This window comes from Rhodococcus sp. NPDC076796, from assembly GCF_040702765.1.
Taxonomy (GTDB): domain Bacteria; phylum Actinomycetota; class Actinomycetes; order Mycobacteriales; family Mycobacteriaceae; genus Rhodococcoides.
Genome location: NZ_JBFBMS010000010.1, coordinates 96,058 through 118,416 on the forward strand (window position 1 = coordinate 96,058; position 22,359 = coordinate 118,416).

The window sequence follows — 22,359 nt, forward strand, 5'->3', positions numbered from 1 at the left end:
GACAGCTACCGAGGCGTACTCTGGCCTGGTACACGGTATGACTTCACGCGAGTACACCGAGGCATTTCCAGTGTCTCGGACGGATCGCAGTACTGACTCGATCCGAACGCAGTGAGACATCCGAGAGGGAGCAGTCAGTGGGAGATCAGCCGCAGCAGCATCACGGCAGTCGAGAGTCCGAAGCCGCAGGCCGGACCGAGGACACGCCCGTCGGTGCCGATGCTCGGGTCGACACCCCCGACCAGGCGTCGAGCGCCCGAATCGAAGCGCCCCAGGACATCCAACCGGGATTGTTCCCCGACGACTCCGTGCCCGACGAACTCGTGGGCTATCGCGTGCCGAGTGCCTGCCAGATCGCCGGCATCACCTACCGCCAGCTAGATTACTGGGCCCGCACCGGGCTCGTCGTCCCGTCCATCCGCGGCGCAGCGGGGTCGGGAAGCCAGCGGCTGTACTCGTTCAAGGACATGCTCGTCCTCAAGATCGTCAAGCGGCTGCTCGATACCGGTATCTCACTGCAGAACATCCGCGTCGCCGTCGATCACCTACGCCAGCGCGGCGTGGGCGATCTCGCCAACATCACGCTGTTCTCCGACGGCACCACCGTCTACGAGTGCACGTCGGCCGAAGAAGTGGTCGACCTTCTGCAAGGTGGACAGGGCGTGTTCGGTATCGCCGTGAACGGCGCGATGCGCGAGCTCACCGGCACCATCGCCGACTTCCCGGCCGAACGTGCCGACGGCGGTGAAAGCCAGCCGAGCCCCGAGGACGAGCTGGCCTCGCGCCGCAAGAATCGCGCGAGCCGCAAGACCGGCTAGACTTTCCTAGTCGCGCCCGCGCGGGAGAGTTCCGAGGCATCCAGTCTCGGACGCCGAAGGAGCAACACCTCCCCGTCAATCTCTCAGGCACACGGACCGTGTGGGCTTCGACAACTCTGGAAAGTGGTGGGAGCACCCACCCGCCCAAGGGGAAAGGTGCCGGCGCGCTTTTTCGGCGCGCCGTGTCCGACCGAATCTCTCAGGCGCACGCGTCAGCGGGCACACGACAGAGGGGGAGGAGCGGCCGGAGCGTTTGCCTCGGTCGTCCGACGCCTCGTCTTTCCGGCACCTGGGAGCACATCGTGACCGACCGAACTGCCTCGTCCGCACACACTTTCGTCGATCGCCACATCGGCCCCGACGTCACCGAGTTGGTCCGCATCCTCGACACGATCGGGGTCGACAGTCTCGACGAGTTGGCCCGCAAAGCCGTTCCGTCCTCCATCCTCGACACCGTGGTCGACGGCGTTCCCGACGGCTTGTCGACGCTGCCGCCTGCCCTGAGCGAGCACGAGGTGCTCGCCGCACTGGCCGATCTCGCCGGGCAGAACACCGTGGCGACGTCGATGATCGGCCTCGGGTACTACGACACGCTGACCCCGCCGGTGCTGACCCGGGGAATTCTGGAGAACCCGGCCTGGTACACCGCCTACACGCCGTATCAGCCCGAAATCAGCCAGGGGCGACTCGAAGCGTTGCTGAACTTCCAGACCATGGTCGCCGACCTCACCGGCATGGACGTGGCAAATGCGTCGATGCTCGACGAGTCGACGGCGGCCGCCGAATCCATGACCTTGATGCGGCGCGCGAACAGGGCGTCGAAGTCGCCTCGGTTGCTGGTCGATTCCGACATCTTCCCGCAGACCGAGGCCGTACTGGCCACTCGCGCCGAGCCGTTGGGGATCGAACTGGTCTACGCCGATCTGACCGAAGGCCTTCCCGACGGAGAATTCTTCGGTGTGCTGGCACAGCTGCCGGGAGCGTCGGGCCGTCTGATCGATCACACGGCCATCATCGAGGCCGCGCACGAGCGTGGCGCGCTGGTTGCCGTGGGAGTGGACCTGCTCGCTGCCACCGTGGTGACTCCGCCCGGTGAGATCGGCGCGGACGTCTGCTTCGGAACCACCCAGCGGTTCGGTGTTCCGATGGGCTACGGCGGACCGCACGCCGGATACCTCGCAGTGCGGTCCGGTCATTCCCGTCAGCTACCGGGCCGACTGGTCGGGGTTTCGCTCGACGCGGACGGCCATCGCGCCTACCGACTGGCGCTGCAGACCCGCGAGCAGCACATCCGCCGGGAGAAGGCGACCTCCAACATCTGTACCGCTCAGGTCCTGCTGGCCATCGTCGCCGCGATGTACGCCAGCTACCACGGCGCAGACGGATTGCGGGCCATAGCAACTCGGGTGAATGAGCATGCTCGAACCGTGGCGGCAGGTCTGCGGGAGGCAGGCATCGACGTGGTGCACAACGAATTCTTCGACACCGTCCTCGCGGCGATCCCGGGCAAGGCTCAGGAAGTCGTCGACCATGCCAAGCAGCGCGGCATCAATTTGCGGCTGGTCGACGCCGACCACGTGGCCGTCGCGTGCGACGAGGCGACGACGCCCGAGCACATCGCGAACGCGCTCGCCGCGTTCGGCGCAGAAACGGCCGGTTCCGGGGCCGAGTCGTTGCCGGCGAACATGGCTCGCACCTCGGAGTACCTCACGCACCCGGCATTCACCCGGTACCGCACCGAGACGGCAATGCTGCGCTACCTGCGCGCGTTGTCCGACAAGGACATTGCGCTCGACCGCAGCATGATTCCTCTGGGTTCGTGCACGATGAAGCTGAATGCAACCGCGGAAATGGAGTCCATCACCTGGCCGCAGTTCGCCCGTCAGCACCCCTTCGCTCCCTCCTCGGATGTGCCCGGTCTGCTGCGGGTGATCGCCGACCTGGAACGGTGGCTGGTGGACATCACCGGCTACGACGCGGTCAGCCTGCAGCCGAACGCGGGAAGCCAGGGCGAGTACGCGGGACTGCTCGCCATTCGTCGCTACCACCTCGGCAACGGCGATGCCGGACGCACCGTCTGCCTGATCCCGTCGAGCGCGCACGGCACCAACGCAGCCTCGGCGGTGATGGTGGGCATGCGCGTGGTCGTCGTGGCCTGCCGTCCCAACGGCGACGTCGACGTCGACGACCTGCGCGGCAAGATCGCCGAACACGCCGACACCCTCGCCGCGATCATGATCACCTATCCCTCGACCCACGGCGTCTACGAGCACGAGATCTCCGAGATCTGTGCAGCGGTCCACGACGCAGGCGGTCAGGTGTACGTCGACGGTGCCAACCTCAACGCTCTTGTCGGTCTGGCGCGCCCCGGCCGATTCGGCGGCGACGTCAGCCACCTGAACCTGCACAAGACTTTCTGCATCCCGCACGGCGGCGGCGGGCCCGGTGTCGGACCCATCGGTGTGCGGTCGCATCTGCAGCCGTACCTGCCGGGTCACCCACTGGCCCCACAGCTCGGTTCGGGACCGACGGTGTCCGGCGCCCCATACGGCAGCGCTTCGATCCTGACGATCACGTGGGCCTACATCGCGATGATGGGTGCGACGGGACTCCGGCAGGCGACGTTGACTGCGATCGCGTCGGCCAACTACATCGCCCGCCGCCTCGACGAGTACTTCCCGGTTCTGTACACCGGCGACAACGGCATGGTTGCCCACGAGTGCATTCTCGATCTGCGAGGTTTGACCAAGGACACCGGAGTCACCGTCGACGACGTTGCGAAAAGGTTGGCGGACTACGGCTTCCACGCGCCCACGATGAGCTTCCCGGTGCCCGGAACTCTGATGGTCGAGCCCACCGAGAGCGAGAACCTCGAGGAGATCGACGCCTTCTGCGATGCGATGATCGCCATCAGGGGCGAGATCGATCGCGTCGGATCGGGTGAATGGACTGTCGAGGACAACCCACTTCGAGGCGCACCCCACACTGCTCGGAGTCTGGTGGCCGAGTGGGATCACCCGTATTCACGGGAACTCGCTGCCTATCCGGCCGGCTACGACCGTCCGAAGGTGTGGCCCGCGGTGCGACGCATCGACGGTGCCCACGGCGACCGCAATCTGGTGTGCTCGTGCCCACCGATCGAGGCATTCGCCTGAGCCGAGAACAGAGCCCGCCACGGCGACGTGGCGGGCTCTGTTCTGTTCGAGCCGGAGAAACTCAGCCTTGCGTGAGCTCGAGCATCGCGATCTCGGGCGGAGCAGCGACACGGACCGGTGGACCCCACGCGCCCGCACCCCTGGTGGTGTACAGCGTGGTGTTGTCGATCGTGTCCAGGCCTTCGACACTCGGCTGCTGGAGCGGCACCAGGTACCGGATCGGCCATATCTGACCCCCGTGCGTATGCCCGGAGACCTGCATGTCGACTCCGAAGTCCGATGCCTCCACCGCCTGCAACGGCTGGTGGGCCATCAGTAGCACGAAACGGTCGGGATCGATCCCCTCCAATGCCGCACCGAGATCGGGTTCGTACGGTGCGGGGGCAGTGGCGTCGTTGATACCGGCGAGATCGATCGCGGCGTCGCCACGGGTGAGGGTCGTGCGTTCGTTGCGTAGGACGTCGATTCCGAGCGTCGACCACAGATCGAGCCATTCACCGCCGTCTCCCGCATAGAACTCGTGGTTGCCGCTGACAGCGAACACACCGAGCGGGGCGTCGAGGTCGCGGAGCGGTGCGAGGTCGGCACCGACCAACGGAACCGTTCCGTCGATGAGATCGCCGTCGAGCAGGACGACATCGGGATTCTGGGCGTTGATCGAATCGACGACCTTGCGCACGAAGTCCGCGCCGCGGGAGGGCCCGGCGTGCAGATCGGACACCAACGCCACTCGGACGCCGTCGAATTCGGCCGGCAGCCTGTCGAGCGCGACGTCGGTGTTCGTCACCCGCGGAGTTGCCGCCTCGACGAGTCCGTACCCCACTGCGACCACGCTGACGAGTGCCACCGCAGCTGAGCCGATCCTCGTCACACGCAGTCGAGCCGAGGACGAATCGCGACGCCTCGCTGCGAAAACCACTCTCATGACGGTGCAGACCACGGCCACCAGCACCGTTCCCAGGAACAGGTACAGCACCACGGCGAGCCAACTGAGCCCGACGAAGGCGGGTCCTCGTGCCCAGGACGGATCGAATTCGACGCCGCTGCCGAAGCCGATCACCGCGCCCAGCCACAGGAGCGCCAGCGCAGCATCGACAGCCCGTTTGGGACGTGTCGGCATCCTGGTGACGGAGAGAAACCGCCAGTGCAGGAACAGGGTGACGAGGAGCAAGAAGACGCCGACAAAAATTACACGAGACATGTTCTAGTACAGCAACTTTCCGAGTAGATCGAAGAAATCCGGTGAATCCGACGTCGGCACGGTCGTCGCAGTGCCGCCCGTCCGGGCCGATATGTCGGTGAATGCGGTCGCGTCGGTGTTCTCGCCGATCATCACCACGTTCACCGCGACCGGACGTGCGGCATCGGATGCCGAGTCGAGGTCGGTGAGCAGGTCCTGGGTGGACAGCGACGGGTCGTCGTTGGGGCCGTCGGTGATCAGCACGACGGAATTGACGCGTCCGGGGACGAATCCGGCCACTGCGTCGCGATAGGCGGCCAGCAACGACTCGGCGGAGTACGACGCTGATTCGGGTGTCAACGCCGCCGCACCGGCAGTCAAAGCAGGACGCCTGGGAGTCGGCCCGATCGCAGCCGCCATCGGGCCGGTCGGAACGTCGACGCGGTAGGGGAGCGAGTTGTCCAGGTCCTCGCTGAAGCTCCACAGGCCCAGCTCGGTGGAGTCGGGCACTCGCTGGAACTGCTCATCGAGGGCACGAACCGTGTTCTGCAGCCGAGTCGCACTGCCTTCGGTCGTGCCCATCGACTCGGACACGTCGAGCAGTACCGTGGCTCGGCGCGGCAGGACCGGATTTCGCAGCACGGCCAGCAGTGCGTCGGCAACCGGTCCGGTAGGAGCAGCGACGGCTTCGACGGCCGGTGTCTCGCCGACGCCGAAGCCCGCATCCGTGAGCAACTGCGCACCGTCGGGCTGCCGGATGAAATCGACGAATGCGGCGGCGGCCCGGGTCGATGTCTCGTCGCCGGAGAGTACGGCCGCGGGATGATCGGCAACGGGAGTGGGGCCCTGGGGTTCGACGGCGGTCAGCGTCGACGAATCGGTCGATGCCAGTTGTTGTTCGGTGACCGGAACCGCGTGGACTGGAGCGTCGGGGCCCGGCGCGTTCTCGAGGGCCGCGAGTGCGTCGTAGGTGGTGGACGCAGACGTTGCGGAGGCTCCGGTGTCGGTGACGGCCAGCTCCGACACAGCCGAGACCAGTTCCCTCGACGAGACCTGTTCGACGGTCAGGGCAGTGGTCGGATCGCCGCGTACCCCGGCAGCGATGGCGGCGACCGCGAGTGTCGTTGCGCCGGCATCGGATCCGGTCGGTAGTGCGAGGCGAAGTGCGCCCCACTCGCCGAGGCCGAGCGCCTGTGGGTCGCGTTGCAGGCCGACCAGATCGGCCCAGCTCGCAGTGGCCAGAGCGTCGGCCACGGCTGACGGCACCGCGAGTACGACCGGACTCGTCGCGAGTGGCCGCGGGGTGCCGTCGACGGCTCCTCGGTCGGTCACGGCTTCGACGTCACCCGACGATTGTGGTATCCACAGGCCCGGCCGAGCGCCGAGTGCTCCGACGTCCCAGTTGTCCATACCGGTGTTCAGAGCCATTCGCACGGCATCGGAGGCCGTAGCTCGAACCTGCACTGTCACACAGTGATCCCGTACCACCGGTGCGGTGTCGTTGAACCGAGCAGCCAGTTGTTCGATCGGCCCGGAAATGTCGGGATCGGCGGCGACAGTGAGCACCGCCGATCCCTCCACACATGTGTCGGCAGCTTCGACCCCTTGATCGAAGATTCGATCCCGCAGTTGAAACCATCCGAACACGGCCGCAGCCAGCACCGCGATCGCTATCACGGCGATCACGGGTCCGGCGGCTATCGAACGCCCGCGCCCTGTGTTCCGATGTTCACCCACGTGGTCGATAAGTCCGTCAGGCGTTGACGGCCTTGTACTCCCGTCGGCGACGATGCAGGATCGGCTCGGTGTAGCCGTTGGGCTGACTGGTGCCCTGGAAGATCAGGTCACTGGCAGCCTGGAAGGCGATGTTGGTGTCGAAGTCGGGAGCCAACGGCTTGTACGTCGGATCGGATTCGTTCTGACGGTCCACCACCGGGGCCATCCGCTTCAGCGACTCGCGCACCTGGTCTTCGGTGACGATGCCGTGGCGCAGCCAGTTCGCGATGAACTGGCTCGAGATGCGCAGCGTCGCCCGGTCTTCCATGAGTGCGATGTCGTTGATGTCGGGAACCTTCGAGCAGCCGACGCCGTGGTCGATCCACCGCACGACGTAGCCCAGGATCGACTGCGAGTTGTTGTCCAGTTCGTTCTGCTTCTCCTCGTCGGTCCAGTCGGTGGACGGTGCGAGAGGAATTTCGAGGATGTCGTCGACAGTGGCGCGCTTGGCCTGTGCGATCTCGTGCTGACGGGCGAAGACATCGACCTTGTGATAGTGCAGGGCGTGCAAGGTCGCTGCGGTGGGCGAGGGAACCCACGCGGTGTTGGCTCCGGCCTTGGGGTGGCCGATCTTCTGCTCGAGCATGTCGTGCATCAGATCGGGCATGGCCCACATACCCTTACCGATCTGTGCCTTGCCTTCGAGTCCTGCGGCGAGACCGGTATCGACGTTGAAGTCCTCGTAGGCGGCGATCCACTTCTCGCCCTTCATCGCTCCCTTGCGTACGACGGGGCCTGCCTCCATCGAGGTGTGGATCTCGTCGCCGGTGCGGTCGAGGAAGCCGGTGTTGATGAACACGACCCGCTCGGATGCGGCCTGGATGCATGCCTTGAGGTTGACCGTCGTGCGGCGTTCCTCGTCCATGATGCCGACCTTGAGCGTGTTGGTCGGCAGACCGAGAACCTGTTCGACCCGGCCGAACAGCTCCGCGGTGAACGCGACCTCGTCCGGTCCGTGCATCTTGGGCTTGACGATGTACAGCGAACCGGTCCGTGAGTTGGACAGCACGTTGTCCGAGGTGAGCGAGTGCATACCGGCCAGCGAGGTGAACAGGGCATCGAGAATTCCTTCGGGCACCTCGTTGCCGTCGGCGTCGAGGATCGCATCCGAGGTCATCAGGTGACCGACGTTGCGGACGAACAGCAGCGAGCGTCCGTGCAGCGTCAGTTCCGAACCGTCGACCGAGGTGTAGGTGCGGTCCTTGTTCATCGCGCGAGTGAAGCTCTTGCCGCCCTTGGAGACTTCCTCGGTCAGATCGCCCTTCATCAGGCCGAGCCAGTTGCGGTATCCGAGAACCTTGTCGTCGGCATCGACTGCAGCGACGGAGTCCTCGAAGTCCATGATGGTGGTGACAGCCGACTCGAGCAGGACGTCCTTGACTCCTGCGCCGTCGGTCTTGCCGATCGGGCTCTCGGGGTCGATCTGGATCTCGAAGTGCAAGCCGTTGTGCACGAACAGGATTGCCGACGGTGCGTCCGGGGTGCCCTGGTAGCCGAGCAGCTGTGCGGGATCCTTCAGCCCGACCGTGCTGCCGTCGGCGAGGGTGACGGTCAGCGATGCTGCGTCGACGACGTATCCGGTGGTCCCGACGTGCGAGCCGGAGCTCAGGGGCAGTGCCTCGTCGAGGAAGTCCCGCGCGAAGGCGATGACCTTGTCGCCGCGGACCGTGTTGTAGCTGGTGCCCTTCTCGGCGCCGTCGGTCTCGGGAATGGCATCGGTTCCGTAGAGGGCGTCGTACAGCGAGCCCCACCGTGCATTGGAGGCGTTGATCGCGAACCGGGCATTGAGCACCGGCACCACGAGCTGCGGGCCTGCGGTGGTGGTGATCTCGGTGTCGACACCGGAGGTGCTGATCTGGAAGTCGGCCGGCTCGTCGAGCAGGTAGCCGATTTCCTTCAGGAAGGCCTTGTAGGCGGCGCGATCGTAGTTCGGGCCTGCGTGCTCGCCGTGCCAGGCGTCGACCTTGCCCTGGATCTCGTCGCGGACAGCGAGCAGTGATTTGTTCTTGGGAGCGAGATCGGCGATCACCGACGCGGCACCGGCCCAGAAGGCATCGGAATCTACGTCGGTACCCGGCAGCGCCTCCTTCTCGACGAAATCGAATAGGACCTTGGCGACCTGAAGTCCACCAGCCTGCACACGATCGGTCATGAATTCCTCACTCTTTTCCGGTCACGGACACCGGTGACGGTGTCCCCACGACAACGCTGTCGATGTTACTCGGCGGTAGGTCCGACGCCGAACTCGCCGCCGATCAGTAAATTCTGGCATCGAGCGATCAACGCCGAGCGCAGAGGTGCCGCTTCGCTCGACAATTCGCCCTGCGCACGCACGTATTCGGCTCGTCCGGCCGCGGTCTCTATCCGAATGGGTTCGAGGTCGTAGCCGCTCAGGTCGTACGGACTCGCGCGCATGTCGATCGTTCGCGCGTGCAGGGCCAGCTCGAAACAGTCGGTGAGAAACTCGGAATCGATCAGTGGTCCCAGCTTGTAGCACCACTTGTACAGATCCATCGAGGCATGAATACAACCGGGTTGCTCGGACGTCAGACGAGACTCCGGGGACAGCGGAAGAGCGTTGCGCGGCGCTGCATCGGGGGTGAAGAACCGGAAGGCGTCGTAGTGGGTGCAGCGCAACGTCATCGAATCGACCACGGCGTCGGTTCCGTCGTGCCCCAGACGCAGTGGCACCTGTTCGTGCCGCTGCGCCGCGGTGCCCCCGCGGTAGACCATCGCCCACTCGTGCAGTCCGAAACAGCCGAGCACCGGCGGCCTGTCTCGGGTGGCGACGAGCAGGCCGAGGGTGAATTCGATGCTCGATCGACGACGCTCCACCAGATCCGACCGCACCCGAAAGCCCGGGCCGTCGTCGGTGTCCACCTGCTCGTAGGACGCGAACGCCGCGAAATCCTGAGCACGATCACCGGTGAGGACGACGCCGTGACCTGGATTCCATCGGCGCAGCTGACCCGGCCGGTGACTGTAGTAGGTGAACAGAAAGTCGAGCACCGGATGGACGCCGCCGTGGCCCCGGTCGGTGAGATAGTCACCGACGAGGTTCTCCACCCGTGCCGCATGCGCCGCACGACGAGTGGTCCACTGCTCTTCTCTCAGCAACGTCGAGGAGGTCATTCACGCGTTCCGTGGGGAGCAACCGCGGATTTGAAACTGGACGACGATTGACCCGGACGAGGACCGGCCACCCGGTGCGTGCCGTCACGAACCGTACCGACGAACTCTTCGACCAGGTCCTCGAGCGCGACGATGCCGACCGTCGCACCCGTCGCGTCGTGCACGGCACCGAGATGGCTGCTGGCCCGACGCAACTTGGTCAATGCGTCGTCGAGCACCGTGTCGATGGAGACCACCGGGAGTGCTCGCACGTCGCTGCGGGGAATGACCGTGTCCGGTCCTGCCGACTCGTCGGCCATGTCGTCGAGGACGTCCTTGAGATGCAGGTAGCCCACGAGTGCCCCCGAGGCGTCGCGGACCGGATAACGAGAGAATCCCGTTTCGATGACAGCGCGTTCGACGGAGCCCAGGGTGGGTCCGAGTGTGTGATCGGGCCCGGACAACTCGATACTGCGAACCTGGTGAGAGGGAATCAGAACCTCACCCACCGTCCGGCCGGACGTCTCGAGCGCCTGCCGCAATCGTCGATGCTCCTCGGCGTCGATCAATCCCTCGGATCGTGATTCGCCGATCATCTGCGACAACTCGACCGCCGACACCGAGGAACTGAGCTCGTCCTTGGGTTCGATCCGCAGCAGTCGAAGGGTCAGGTTGGCGCACATGTTGTAGAACGAGATCAGCGGCAGCGCCACCTTGATGAACAGCAGATGGATGGGCACCAGAACCATCGCAGTGCTCTCCGGGCCCGCGATGGCGATGTTCTTGGGCACCATCTCGCCGATGAGAATGTGTAGAACGACCACGAGCGTCAACGCGATGGCGAAGGCGATCGGGTGCAGGAAGGACTCGGGAATGCCGACTGCCTCGAGCGGAACCTCGATCAGGTGTGCCACCGCAGGCTCCGCCACACGCCCGAGAAGGATCGAGCAGATCGTGATGCCGAGCTGGGCCGCGGCGAGCATCTGCGACAGGTTCTGACCGGCCTCGATCACGCTCTGAGCACGCTTCTTACCTTGCGCGAGCAGAGCTTCGAGGCGGTCCCGCCGGGCCGAGATCAGAGCGAACTCGGCTCCGACGAAGAAAGCGTTGCCGGCGAGCAGCAGAACGGCGAGACCGACTCCGAGGAAATCACCCATCGATCTCACCGTCCGATCTCATCCGAGCCACCGCTGCCGCGTCGACGGGCAGGAGCACCACCCGGTCGATGCGACGGCCGTCCATGCGAATCACCCGTGCCACCCAACCGCCGTCTCGTTCGAGCGGATCCTCGTTCGCCGGGGGAGGCAACAGAACTGCGTCCCCCTCGGTCGGTATGCGACCCAACTCCGTCAGTACCAGGCCGCCGATGGTTTCGTACTCGCCTTCCGGTGCCGAATACCCGGTGGCCGACGCGACCTCGTCGATACGCAGCAGACCTGCGCAATCCCATCCGTCGCCCGATCTGGAGACGTCGAGCTCCGGCTCGTCGTGTTCGTCGCGCACGTCACCGACGATCTCCTCGATCAGATCCTCCATCGTGACCATGCCCGCGGTGCCGCCGTATTCGTCGACGACGAGCGCGACCTGCATACCGTCGGCACGTACCCGTTCCATCACCGCGTCGCCGTCGAGGCTGGACGGTACGACGGGAACGTCGCGCGCCAGGGACTCGACCGTCGTCGAGCGACGGTGCGCTCCGGCGACAGTGAACGCATGCTTGATGTGAACGACGCCGATGGTGTCGTCCAGGTCGCCGTCGACCACCGGAAAGCGTGAGAAGCCGGTCCGCGCGGCCGTTTCGATCAGATCGGCCACGGTCGCGTCGGTGGCGAGCGTTTCGATCTTGACTCGCGGCGTCATCAGTTCCTCGGCCGTGCGGTCGCCGAACTGCAACGACCGATCCACCAGTCGGGCGGTGTTCTCGTCGATCGATCCCTGCCGTGCCGACGTGCGGACCAGCGAACCCAATTCCTGCGGCGACCGCGCGGATCTCAGTTCTTCCGCCGGTTCGATCCCGAGCCGGCGCACCAGCCAGTTCGCCGAGCCGTTGAGCCCGTTGATGGCCCACTTGAAGACCAGCGAGAACCCGGCCATCGCACCGGCTGTGACGCGCGCGGTCGACATCGGCTTCGCGATGGCGATGTTCTTGGGAACGAGCTCACCGAAGATCATCGAGAACGAGGTCGCCAGGATCAGGGCCACCGCAAGTGAGATGCCGGCGGAGAGGGTCTCGGATGCGCCCAGCGCGTCGGCCACCGGCCGAATGAACCCGGCCAGCACCGGTTCGGCGAGATAACCGGTGATCAGTGTCGTGATGGTGATGCCGAGCTGGGCACCGGACAGCTGAAACGACAGTGTCTTGTGGGCGTGCAGAACCTGGCGCGAGCGCAGGTCGCCGTTGTCGGCCTGTGACTCGACCGCACTGCGTTCGAGAGCCGTGAGGGAGAACTCGGCCGCAACGAACAGCGCCGTGCCGGCCGTCAGGGCGACGAAACCGAGCAGGCTGACGATGGTGAGAAGAAGAGCCACGCGTCAACTCCGCCTGAGCCGGGACCGTCGAAGCTGGGACAGGAGCATCGCGCCGCCGGAGTGCACGTGGCTGCCGAAATCGGTGTCGCCGGGTTTCTCTCCCGGCTCGATAGAGGATCCCTCCGAAGTGGAACCGTCGTCGTGTTGTTCCGCAGTTGCCGTGGCGGCAACCGAGATAGTGGGTGCCTCGGGCACCTGATTCCCTTCTGTCGGTTCGCGCTGTGGTCCCACTCCGTGAGGAGCCGACCGTTCGGCCACACGTCGAGAATCGAATGCTCGAATTTTCGACGAATAACGAGCGCGAACAACTGTGTTTGCTGTAGGCGAGTCTAACCGTGCCCGACCGTCACCACCCGGAGGGCAGGGGCCGTCCCTCGGCGAATCCGGCAGCGGACTGGACACCCAGAACTGCTCGTTCGGCCAACTCCGGGAGGGAACGGGCTCCTGCATACGTGCACGTGCTCCGAACTCCGGCACAGATGTGATCGATCAGATCCTCGACACCCGGCCGATCGGGATCGAGTCGCATCCGCGAACTGGAAATGCCCTCCTCGAACAAGGCCTTGCGAGCCCGATCGAACGCCCCGTCGGTGGCGGTACGCGCGGCAACGGCCCGCTTGGACGCCATGCCGAAGCTCTCCTTGTACCGATTGCCGGATGCGTCCACTCTCAGGTCGCCCGGTGACTCGTAGGTGCCGGCGAACCACGAGCCGATCATGACGTTCGCAGCACCGGCAGCCAGTGCGAGAGCAACGTCACGAGGATGGCGCACACCGCCGTCGGCCCACACCGAAGCTCCGAGTTCGGCTGCCGCAGCCGAACAATCGGCCACAGCCGAGAACTGGGGGCGTCCGACACCGGTCATCATTCGCGTCGTGCACATCGCTCCTGGTCCGACGCCGACCTTGACGATGTCTGCGCCCGCCTGCACCAGATCGCGTGTGCCCTGGGCAGACACAACGTTGCCGGCCGCCAAGGGAACACCGAGATCGAGGGAGCGCACAGCGGCGAGGGCTTCGAGCATCTTCTCCTGATGCCCATGCGCGGTGTCCATCACGAGCACATCCGCACCGGCCTCGACCAGTGCGGTCGCCTTCTCCGCCACGTTGCCGTTGATGCCGACGGCGGCAGCGATACGGAGGCGTCCCGACGCGTCGACTGCAGGCGCGTAGATACCGGTCCGAACTGCGCCGGTCCTGGTCACGACACCTGCCAGGGAGCCGTCGTTCTCGACGACGACGGCGAGGTGGGCGTGTGCCGCTTCCATCAGCTCGAAGACTTCCTTGGGCGACGCATGGCGAGGAACGCGCACGAAATCGGCCGACGCCACGGAACTGAGCCGGGCGAATCGGTCGACGTCGGCGCAGGCACTTTCGGTCACCACGCCGATCGGCTTGCCGTGTTCGACGATCACGACGGACCCGTGTGCGCGCTTGTGCACCAGAGCCAAGGCGTCGGACACGGACTCGTTGGGGCCGAGTACGACGGGTGTGTCCGCGATCAGGTCACGACTCTTGACGAATGCGACGGTCTCGGCGACGGCCTCGGTGGGGAGGTCCTGGGGGATCACTGCGATCGCTCCGCGACGTGCGACGGTTTCGGCCATCCGCCGTCCCGACACCGCGGTCATGTTCGACACGACGATCGGAATGGTGGTGCCCGAACCGTCGACCGTACTCAGGTCGACATCGAACCGCGACGTGACGTCGGTTCGGTTGGGGACGAGGAAGACATCGTCGTAGGTGAGATCGTAGGGCGGTCGGTGACCATCGAGGAACTGCACGTTGATCGAGACTACCGGTCGGGCGCAGTCGGGGCCGAAGCCCCGTCCACCGTCTCCGTTTCGATGCGGGTCGACGCCTGGGTCCGAGACAGTCGAATCGTCGTGACGACCATGACGGACACCGCCACGGCGATGATGGCGAGGGCAGCCCCGTCGGTCCTGATTCGCTCGTCCAGGACCGTGATGCCGATGAACGCCGCACCGAGAGGCTCGCCGATCGTGACGGCCGGTAGTGACGCGGACAGGGGACCGACCTGAAATGCTCGCTGCTGCAGATAGAACCCGAGAGCTCCGGATCCGACCAGCGCGTACGTCTGCCAGGCGGCCAGTGCTCCGAGCAGGTCGCTCTCCACGAGATCGGTGACGAACTTCGTCAGAGCCGCAGCCAGCCCGAACAGCATTCCTCCCGCGGCTCCGAGCAACAGAGCCCGCGCGCCGGGAGTTCTCAGCATGAGCCCGCCCACCGCAGCGCCGCCGATCACGACCGCGGCGATGATCAGCGGAACCGCCCAGTCGGACAGAGGGGCGTCGGTATTGCCTTCGCTGGGATCGCCGACCACGATGAACACCGCGAGGGCGGCGGCCAGGAGAAAGGCGAGCGTCCACGCCGAAGCTGGGAGTGCGCGGCCGGCCAATTTCGCCGACATCGGGAGGGCGAACAGCAGGGCGGTGACGAGCAACGGCTGCACGACCAGGACCGAACCGACCCACAGTGCAGCGATCTGAACCGCGTAGCCGCCCGCGTCGCCGAGTACGCCCACCCACCATCTCGGGCTTCGGATCAGAGCCGAGAGCAGCGACGTTCCCTCCGGAACCGATGCTGCGGCGCTCTGCTGTGCCACCGACGCGCAGGCGAACAGGAATGCCGAAACCAGGGCGAGCGCAATCGGCAACCAGGAGGAGGTCACCCGCGTCGTCCTCGGCTGCCGCCGCGCCTGCCTCCGGCCCGCCCGCTTCGCTCGTGTCGGACGGGTGCGGTACCGCGTCGAGAACTGCGAGGTGCTGGTGGTTCCGCCGCCTCGGCCGGGAGCGGCCTGCCGATGGGTGTACGAGCCCCGGTCAATCGACGCCACGAGGTGGGATCGGTCTCGGTATCGACCACCGTTGCCGTGACACCGGCATCGCCGGCCATGGCACACACGTGATCCAGCTGTTCGGCGGTGGCCAACGTCACGACGGTTCCGCTGGCTCCGGCGCGTGCAGTGCGGCCTGCGCGATGCACGTAGTCCTTGGAGTCCAACGGTGGGTCGACGTGGACCACGAGGGTGACGTCGTCGACGTGAACCCCACGTGCTGCAACATCGGTCGCGATCAGTGCAGTCGATGCGCCGTCGCCGAAAGCAGCCAGCGAGCGTGTGCGGTGCGCCTGAGTCTTGTTGCCGTGCAACGACGATACCGATACACCCAGCCGGCGGCAGTCGTCGGTGAGTCGGTCGACCGCGTGAGTGGTGCGGACGAACAGCAACGTGCGACCGTCTCTGTTGGCAAGTGCGGCAGCTACTTCGGTCTTGCGGGCAGCATCGACCCGAAACACGTAGTGGGCAATGTCGGGCTCGCTCACCGACTCCGCTGTGGAATGTTCGGCCGGATCGTTCAGGAACTTCTCGACCAGGCGGTCGACGTCCTCGTCCAGGGTCGCCGAGAACAGCAGCCGTTGCCCGCCTGCTGGTGTCGCGGCGAGGAGCGAATCGACCTGGGGCAGAAATCCCATGTCCACCATGCGATCCGCCTCGTCGATCACAGTCACCTCCACACGATCCAACGTGATCGAGCGTCGCTGGAGCAGGTCGTTGAGGCGACCGGGGGTGGCAACCACGATGTCGATTCCGCGCTGGATCTCTCGGACATTGCGCTCGAGCGGAACGCCGCCGACCACACCGACGCTGCGTAAGCCGAACGTCGCACCGTGGACGTCGAGCACTTCCTGGATCTGGAGCGCGAGTTCGCGAGTGGGAGCCAGTACGAGTCCACGCGGTGCACCGGGCTCACTGCGACGGCCGGCGAGCCGCACGAGCAGCGGAAGCCCGAACGCGAGAGTCTTTCCCGATCCTGTCGGAGCACGGCCGAGCACATCGCGGCCCTCGAGCGCATCGGGCAGGGCGGCGGACTGGATCGGAAACGGCTCGGAGACACCCGCTTTCCTCAGCGAGTGCACGAGAACCACGGGCAGTCCCAGTTCTGCGAACGATCGAACGGATTGACCCGGCATGGATGTGACCCTACCGCTGCGTCGACCACGCGTCGGAATCTTCTTGTCGGTGCCCCGCGCGATACTCGGCGTAGAACGCATGTTCGATCGGCGTTCGACACCGTGATCGCCGAGGGGGCGATCGCACGCAGAGTGTGGGGGAGCTATGTGCAAGATGTGTCAGGGCTACAGCGTCGACGAGTACATCGAAGGTGTGAAACGCACCATCGACAGGTGTGGGTGGGCTCTGCAGTACGTCGAATCGGAAGTCGATCCCGACGGTATCCACCCGGCGTTCTGCTACACGGTCGGTCTCACGAATTTCGGCAGCCCGGAGATCGTCACGACGGGGCGCGGGCCGCATGAGTCCTCGCGAATTCTCAATTCGCTCGGCGCCTCGGTAGTCTCGGGAATGCTGGAGCTCGAATCCGGAATTGGGTGCACTGCAGCAGGATTCGAGCTGTTAACCATCGACGTACCGGACTGTGCCGAAATTCTCTACACAGCGTCCGACGTCTACGGCCGAGGGCGCTTCAGTGCCGTGCAGGCGGTGTGGAAGGACCTGGACGGTGCTCTGCCGTGGGAGGGCATCCCGTCGACGGTGGTCCAACCGGTCCTCGGGCCGGTACCCGTCTGACCGGGTTCCTCGGTGCTGTACCGGTGGCGCTGCGTGGTGAACGCAGCGCCACCGGCGGACGGTCGTCGGTCAGGCTTCGATCTCGGAACGATCGCCGCTCCACAGAGTGTGGAACTTTCCTTCCGAGTCGGTTCGCTCGTAGGTGTGCGCCCCGAAGAAGTCTCGCTGTCCCTGGGTCAGAGCGGCCGGTAGACGCTCTGCCCGCAACGCGTCGTAGTAGGAGAGCGAGGACGCGAACGCGGGGACCGGAATGCCCAACGAGGCCGCGGTGATGACGACCCGACGCCAGCTGTCGATGGCGTTCTCGATGGCGTCACGGAAGTAGGGGGCCAGGATCAAGCTCGGCAGTTCGGCGTTGTCGTCGTACGCGTCCTTGATGCGATCGAGGAACCGGGCCCGAATGATGCAGCCACCGCGCCAGATCGTGGCGAGGTCACCGGGATGCAGATTCCAGTCGTATTCGGCACTGCCCGCGGCGATCTGGTCGAAGCCCTGTGCGTAGGCGACGATCTTCGACGCGTACAGAGCCCGACTGATGTCGTGCGTGAACTGCTCCGCATCGGTCGGCTTGTCGGCGAGAGTTCCCGAGGCGAGCCCGACGGCTGCCTTGCGCTGAGCGCGTGACCCCGACAGCGCCCGAGCGAACACCGCCTCGGCGATACCGGTGACGGGAACGCCGAGGTCCAGGGCCGCCTTGACGGTCCAACGACCGGTGCCCTTCTGCTCCGCAGCGTCGACGATCACGTCGACGAGAGGCTGACCGGTCTTGGCGTCGACCTGGCGGAGAACCTCGGCGGTGATCTCGACGAGGTAGCTCTCCAGATCACCGTTGTTCCACTCGGTGAACACGTCCGCTACCTGAGCCGGCGTGTAACCGAGGGCGTCGCGGAACAGGTTGTACGCCTCGCCGATGAGCTGCATATCGGCGTATTCGATGCCGTTGTGGACCATCTTGACGAAGTGTCCGGAGCCGTCGGGTCCGATGTGGGTGCAGCACGGCGTGCCGTCGACCTGCGCTGCGATGGATTCCAGCAGCGGTCCGAGGGCCTTGTAGGACTCGGCTGGACCACCCGGCATGATCGACGGTCCGTTGAGAGCGCCTTCCTCGCCGCCGGAGATACCGGCACCGACGAAGAGCAGTCCGCGCTCCTTCATGGCAGCCTCGCGACGGATGGTGTCGGTGTAGAGGGCGTTACCACCGTCGATGATGATGTCGCCCTCCTCCATCGCGCCTGCAAGCTCCTCGATCACCGCGTCGGTGGGGTCGCCTGCCTTGACCATGATGAGCACTCGGCGCGGCTTCGCGAGAGCGGCGACGAACTCCTCGATGGTTTCGGTGCGAACGAAGTTGCCCTCGGTGCCGTGCTCGGCGATCAGGGCATCGGTCTTGGCGACACTGCGGTTGTGCAATGCGACGGTGTGGCCGTGATGGGCGAAGTTGCGGGCGATGTTGGAGCCCATGACGGCGAGTCCGGTGACTCCGATCTGAGCCAGTTCTGTCGGTTCTGCTGCTGAGGTCATACCGACAGCTTTCCCTGCCGAGAGATTTCGCGCGAGCCAACCCCCCGGCCGGTGTCGAACCCGACCACCGGCAACGACAACGGGTGCCGCATTCGCGAAGAATGCGACACCCGTTTGTGCAGTTCCGGTCGGATCACGACCTCACGGTGACGAAGCGATCAGTGGCTGCGAGCCGGACCGTCGAAACCGTCGTACGAACGGCGTTCCGTGCGGCTGCGGAAGCCACCGGAGCGGTGCTCGTCCTGGCGGGGGCCGGACGCGGGACGACGGTTGTCGGAGCCACGGTTGTCGGAGCCGCGACCTTCGTAGCCACGACCCTCGGAGCCGCGGTACGAGCTCGAGTCGGAGCGACGCGGGCGGTCACCCTGGTAGCCCTCGCTGCGCGGGTTGGAGCCCTGGTATCCGCCGCCGCTGCGGGGATTGGAACCCTGGTAGCCGGTGCGGGGACGATCTCCCTGGTAGCCCTCGCTGCTGCGCGGGTTGGAGCCCTGGTATCCGCCGCCGCTGCGGGGGTTCGAGCCCTGGTACCCGCCAGTGCTGCGCGGGTTGGAGCCCTGGTATCCGCCGCCGCTGCGCGGGTTCGATCCTTGGTAGCCGGGACGGCTGTTCCGATCGCGGGGAGTGGACTCGGCGCGCAGGGGCTCACCGGTCGGCTTCTTCGCTCCGGTGATGCTGTTCAGCTCGGCCGAACCGGGCGAGACGTTGACGGCGGTCGCCTTGACGCCGGCCATGCCGGTCAGACGCAGAACCTGACGACGCTGGTTGGGGAGCACGATCGCGACGACGGTGCCCTTCTCTCCGGCGCGTGCCGTGCGTCCTGCGCGGTGCAGGTAGTCCTTGTGGTCTGCGGGCGGGTCGACGTGGACGACCAGGTCGATACCGTCGACGTGGATTCCGCGAGCGGCAACGTCGGTGGCGACGAGGACGGGGGTGCGGCCGTTCTTGAAGCGCTCGAGAACGCGGGTGCGCTGATTCTGAGCCTTGCCACCGTGCAGTGATTCCGCGGCGATTCCGAGCGCACGCAGGCGATCGGTGATTCCGTCGCAGCCCAGCTTGGTACGCGCGAACATGATGGTGCGGCCGCCTTCGCGGGCGCCGATCTCGGAGAGAACAAGATCCTTCTGACCCCGGTCGACCATGAGGACGTAGTGATCCATGGTCCGGACGCTGGCTTTGCCGTCCTGGGTGGAGTGCTCGACGTGATCAGGCAGGAACTGGCGTACCAGCGACTGAACCTCACGGTCCAGGGTGGCCGAGAACAGCATGCGCTGTCCGTCGGCCGGTGTGTCGGCGAGGACGGCACGTACCTCGGGCAGGAAGCCCATGTCGGCCATCTGATCGGCCTCGTCGAGGGCGGTGATCTCGATGGAGTCCAGGATGCAGGTGCCCTGGCGGAGGTGATCGGCGAGGCGGCCCGGGGTGGCGACGAGGACGTCGACTCCGCGTCGGAGCTGCTCGACCTGCTTGTTGAACGGGGTGCCGCCGACGGCCGGCATGACTCGCAGGCCCTGCGCATTGGCGTAGGGAGCGAGGGATTCGACGACCTGGAACGCGAGCTCGCGGGTGGGGACCAACACGAGCGAACGCGGGCGCTTGGCCGCCGGGCGGTCGGTGTGCAGCGACAGGCGCTGCAGGATCGGCAGGCCGAAGGCAAGGGTCTTGCCCGAGCCGGTCTGCGCACGACCGAGGACATTCTTACCGGCGATCGCGTCGGGAAGTGCCTTCTCCTGGATAGGGGAGGGCACGGTGATCGAGTTGCGCGCCAATGCGGCGACGACTGCCTCGGGCAGTCCGAGATCGGCGAAGGTGAAGGCCGGTGCCGCTACGGGCGTCGGTACTGCCGTGGTGTCGGAAGTGGTGGAAACGGGTGTGTTGGAAACAGCGTGGGTCACGCAGTAAAGCCTCTCCGGATTACGGGCACGCCAATAAGCCCGAAGCTGAGAGCACCCGAAGAACCGGGAAACACGAAAAACAGCCAGAACACATTGATACGAGCCAGGGCACTGTCACCTGGCCATCAGAATGCAGATGAGAACTGCATAAAGTGGGGCTGTTTGTGCCATTTCGATTGCTAGGTCGCGATGGCGACCGGTCTCTACTGTACGGGACGTATCGCGAATTGTTCGACTCGAGTCGATGTGACCTGTGCGACCCCGATCGCGGGCGGACTCACCCGAAGAGCTTGCTCAGTTCCTCCAGCCACGGCATGGCGACGTAGATCGTCGGAAGAACGAGGATCACCACGGCCGCCGCGTAGGCAGCCGCGGCGATGCGCACATCGCTGCCCGGGCCGCTCAAACGCTGAACACGGATGAGGGTATGCGGCCCGCCGGCTGCCATCGCACCACGCGGTGCGGTGGACCCGGCACAGGTCACCAGTGCCCTGGCCAACGGAGTGGGTCCGGTGACCTTGACCGCCGAGTCGTCTGCGAGCAGCTCCACCAGTAACTGCACGCTGCCGAGTGCCGACTTGCTGCGGACGATCCGGGGGAACGCTTCGTTGACGGCGGTGAATGCTTCGAGGACCAGGTCGTGGCGGGCGCGCAGGTGTGACCGCTCGTGACTGAGGATGGCAGTGACTTCCGCCTCGGAAAGATTGGCCAATGTTCCCCGGCTGAGAACCACCCGCTGACGCAGACCGGGTAGGCAGTACGCGATCGGCTCGGCCGCGTCGAGCACGCGGATGTCTGCATCGCGCAGACCACGGAAAGGGTTATCGCCCAAGTCACTTCGATCCAGCAGGTCGACGAGCACGCGATGCCTGGAACGTCGACGACGCGTTCTGACCGCTACCTGAACGATGGAGAACATGAGCTTGGCACCGATACCCAGAGTGATGGCGAGGACGACGACGTAGAGGATCCACAGGGGCAGGCCGAGCGCGTCGATCTCGTCGGTCGGTGCAGTCGTGGGACGACCGTCAGGACCGGGGACCAGTAGCAGTCCGCCGATCGCGAGGCCGGAGCTGAAAGCCGAGAGCACAGCAGCGAGGGCAATTGCTTGCCACAGCACCAGCGCCGCGCGTGGTGACCGGTACGGCCAGCTCGCGCGAGCGAGCACCGCCGGAACCGGCCCAGCCAGGATCAGCGCGAGTACTGCGAATACCAGCGCAGTCGTCGAGTTCATGTCCTCACTTACTGCCGCGAGCGTCAGTCCGTCGGACGGCCATCTCCAGCCGAAGGGGACTTCGATGTCGATTGTGCCACTTCCAACGCGGCGAGCGCCTCACGGAGGGCGGCGGCCTCGTCGGCTCCGACCTGACCGACGAAGTGCACGAGTGCCGCTGCGCGGCCACCCGACGCTGGTGCCTGCGACAGCGCGTCGACCATGAGGCTGGCGACCAGCTCGTCGCGGCCGTGCAACGGTGCGTAGCGGTGCGCTCTGTCGTCGCGTTGCTGCACGACCAGCTTCTTCTTCGCCAGGCGCTGCAGCACCGTCATCACTGTCGTGTACGCGAGTTCGCGATGCGTCGCAAGTGCCTCGTGGACCTGTCGAACGGTCTGGGGATCCGACGACTCCCACAGATGGTCCATCACTGCGCGCTCTAGTTCACCAAGACCAGCCATTCGTCCGAGTCTACGGCTAGTCCGACGCGGATGCGTACTACTGGTGGTAGTAACGACCGGTCAGGTGGTGTGGGATCGGTCATAGACCTGCTCGT

At 65.7% G+C, this 22,359-nt stretch carries 16 protein-coding genes and 1 riboswitch; of the genes, 3 read left to right on the forward strand and 13 right to left on the reverse strand.

Annotated elements, in window-relative coordinates:
- Positions 1-260 precede the first annotated feature (260 nt).
- On the forward strand, positions 261-818 hold the full coding sequence (locus tag AB0366_RS23040; RefSeq protein ID WP_052047548.1) for a MerR family transcriptional regulator: 558 nt from the start codon (positions 261-263) through the stop codon (positions 816-818).
- A gap of 11 nt (positions 819-829) precedes the next feature.
- A riboswitch (glycine riboswitch) is annotated at positions 830-927 on the forward strand.
- Between the two features lie 193 nt (positions 928-1,120).
- Complete coding sequence (gcvP, locus tag AB0366_RS23045) at positions 1,121-3,973, forward strand: aminomethyl-transferring glycine dehydrogenase (RefSeq protein WP_366245993.1); 2,853 nt, start codon at positions 1,121-1,123, stop codon at positions 3,971-3,973.
- Between the two features lie 61 nt (positions 3,974-4,034).
- Here the strand turns inward: gcvP and AB0366_RS23050 are convergent, their stop codons facing one another.
- From AB0366_RS23050 to AB0366_RS23090, 9 genes are all read right to left on the reverse strand, one after another.
- Positions 4,035-5,174 (reverse strand): metallophosphoesterase, encoded by a 1,140-nt coding sequence (locus AB0366_RS23050; protein WP_366245995.1) that lies wholly within the window; start codon positions 5,172-5,174, stop codon positions 4,035-4,037.
- 3 nt (positions 5,175-5,177) lie between these two features.
- Positions 5,178-6,839, reverse strand: a complete 1,662-nt coding sequence (locus tag AB0366_RS23055; protein WP_366245997.1) for a substrate-binding and VWA domain-containing protein — start codon at positions 6,837-6,839, stop codon at positions 5,178-5,180.
- Positions 6,840-6,906: 67 nt separating this feature from the next.
- Positions 6,907-9,081 carry a malate synthase G gene (locus AB0366_RS23060; RefSeq protein ID WP_366245998.1) on the reverse strand — a complete coding sequence of 725 codons (2,175 nt, stop codon included), beginning with the start codon at positions 9,079-9,081 and terminating at the stop codon, positions 6,907-6,909.
- A gap of 65 nt (positions 9,082-9,146) precedes the next feature.
- A complete protein-coding gene (locus tag AB0366_RS23065; protein WP_366245999.1) occupies positions 9,147-10,061 on the reverse strand; it encodes a 3-methyladenine DNA glycosylase in 915 nt (304 codons plus the stop codon).
- Entirely contained in the window at positions 10,058-11,197 is a 1,140-nt protein-coding gene (locus tag AB0366_RS23070) for a hemolysin family protein (RefSeq protein WP_366246001.1), read from the reverse strand. The genes AB0366_RS23065 and AB0366_RS23070 overlap by 4 nt, the downstream gene beginning before the upstream one ends.
- A complete protein-coding gene (locus AB0366_RS23075) occupies positions 11,190-12,569 on the reverse strand; it encodes a hemolysin family protein (protein ID WP_128644567.1) in 1,380 nt (459 codons plus the stop codon). The genes AB0366_RS23070 and AB0366_RS23075 overlap by 8 nt, the downstream gene beginning before the upstream one ends.
- A 346-nt stretch (positions 12,570-12,915) precedes the next feature.
- Complete coding sequence (locus AB0366_RS23080; protein ID WP_366246003.1) at positions 12,916-14,352, reverse strand: GuaB1 family IMP dehydrogenase-related protein; 1,437 nt, start codon at positions 14,350-14,352, stop codon at positions 12,916-12,918.
- A gap of 11 nt (positions 14,353-14,363) precedes the next feature.
- Complete coding sequence (locus tag AB0366_RS23085) at positions 14,364-15,260, reverse strand: DMT family transporter (RefSeq protein WP_366246004.1); 897 nt, start codon at positions 15,258-15,260, stop codon at positions 14,364-14,366.
- The gene (locus AB0366_RS23090; protein WP_366246005.1) at positions 15,257-16,561 is read right to left on the reverse strand and encodes a DEAD/DEAH box helicase; all 1,305 of its coding nucleotides are present in this window, start codon (positions 16,559-16,561) and stop codon (positions 15,257-15,259) included. Before AB0366_RS23090 ends, AB0366_RS23085 begins: the two co-directional genes overlap by 4 nt.
- Positions 16,562-16,715: 154 nt before the next feature.
- Between AB0366_RS23090 and AB0366_RS23095 the strand changes: the two genes are divergently transcribed.
- Entirely contained in the window at positions 16,716-17,177 is a 462-nt protein-coding gene (locus AB0366_RS23095) for a DUF4262 domain-containing protein (RefSeq protein ID WP_366246006.1), read from the forward strand.
- A 69-nt stretch (positions 17,178-17,246) separates the two neighbouring features.
- On the opposite strand, the gene gndA is transcribed toward AB0366_RS23095, so the two are convergent.
- The 4 genes from gndA to AB0366_RS23115 all read right to left on the reverse strand — a co-directional run bounded on the left by gndA (position 17,247) and on the right by AB0366_RS23115 (position 22,264).
- Positions 17,247-18,698, reverse strand: coding sequence for an NADP-dependent phosphogluconate dehydrogenase (gene gndA / locus AB0366_RS23100; RefSeq protein WP_094615060.1), 1,452 nt, complete (start codon positions 18,696-18,698; stop codon positions 17,247-17,249).
- Between the two features lie 158 nt (positions 18,699-18,856).
- Positions 18,857-20,488, reverse strand: coding sequence for a DEAD/DEAH box helicase (locus tag AB0366_RS23105; protein WP_259468158.1), 1,632 nt, complete (start codon positions 20,486-20,488; stop codon positions 18,857-18,859).
- 379 nt (positions 20,489-20,867) lie between these two features.
- Positions 20,868-21,824, reverse strand: a complete 957-nt coding sequence (locus AB0366_RS23110) for a M56 family metallopeptidase (protein WP_366246007.1) — start codon at positions 21,822-21,824, stop codon at positions 20,868-20,870.
- 23 nt (positions 21,825-21,847) lie between these two features.
- Entirely contained in the window at positions 21,848-22,264 is a 417-nt protein-coding gene (locus AB0366_RS23115; protein ID WP_032398122.1) for a BlaI/MecI/CopY family transcriptional regulator, read from the reverse strand.
- Positions 22,265-22,359: the final 95 nt, after the last annotated feature.

What these genes read in the sequence shown, in the direction of transcription:
- AB0366_RS23090 (WP_366246005.1), bottom strand. Translation starts at nt 16,561, where the DNA reads ATGCCGGGTCAATCCGTTCGATCGTTCGCAGAACTGGGACTGCCCGTG.
- AB0366_RS23070 (WP_366246001.1), bottom strand. Translation starts at nt 11,197, where the DNA reads ATGGGTGATTTCCTCGGAGTCGGTCTCGCCGTTCTGCTGCTCGCCGGC.
- AB0366_RS23110 (WP_366246007.1), bottom strand. Translation starts at nt 21,824, where the DNA reads ATGAACTCGACGACTGCGCTGGTATTCGCAGTACTCGCGCTGATCCTG.
- gndA (WP_094615060.1), bottom strand. Translation starts at nt 18,698, where the DNA reads ATGACCTCAGCAGCAGAACCGACAGAACTGGCTCAGATCGGAGTCACC.
- AB0366_RS23095 (WP_366246006.1), top strand. Translation starts at nt 16,716, where the DNA reads ATGTGTCAGGGCTACAGCGTCGACGAGTACATCGAAGGTGTGAAACGC.
- AB0366_RS23065 (WP_366245999.1), bottom strand. Translation starts at nt 10,061, where the DNA reads ATGACCTCCTCGACGTTGCTGAGAGAAGAGCAGTGGACCACTCGTCGT.
- AB0366_RS23115 (WP_032398122.1), bottom strand. Translation starts at nt 22,264, where the DNA reads ATGGCTGGTCTTGGTGAACTAGAGCGCGCAGTGATGGACCATCTGTGG.
- AB0366_RS23050 (WP_366245995.1), bottom strand. Translation starts at nt 5,174, where the DNA reads ATGTCTCGTGTAATTTTTGTCGGCGTCTTCTTGCTCCTCGTCACCCTG.
- AB0366_RS23060 (WP_366245998.1), bottom strand. Translation starts at nt 9,081, where the DNA reads ATGACCGATCGTGTGCAGGCTGGTGGACTTCAGGTCGCCAAGGTCCTA.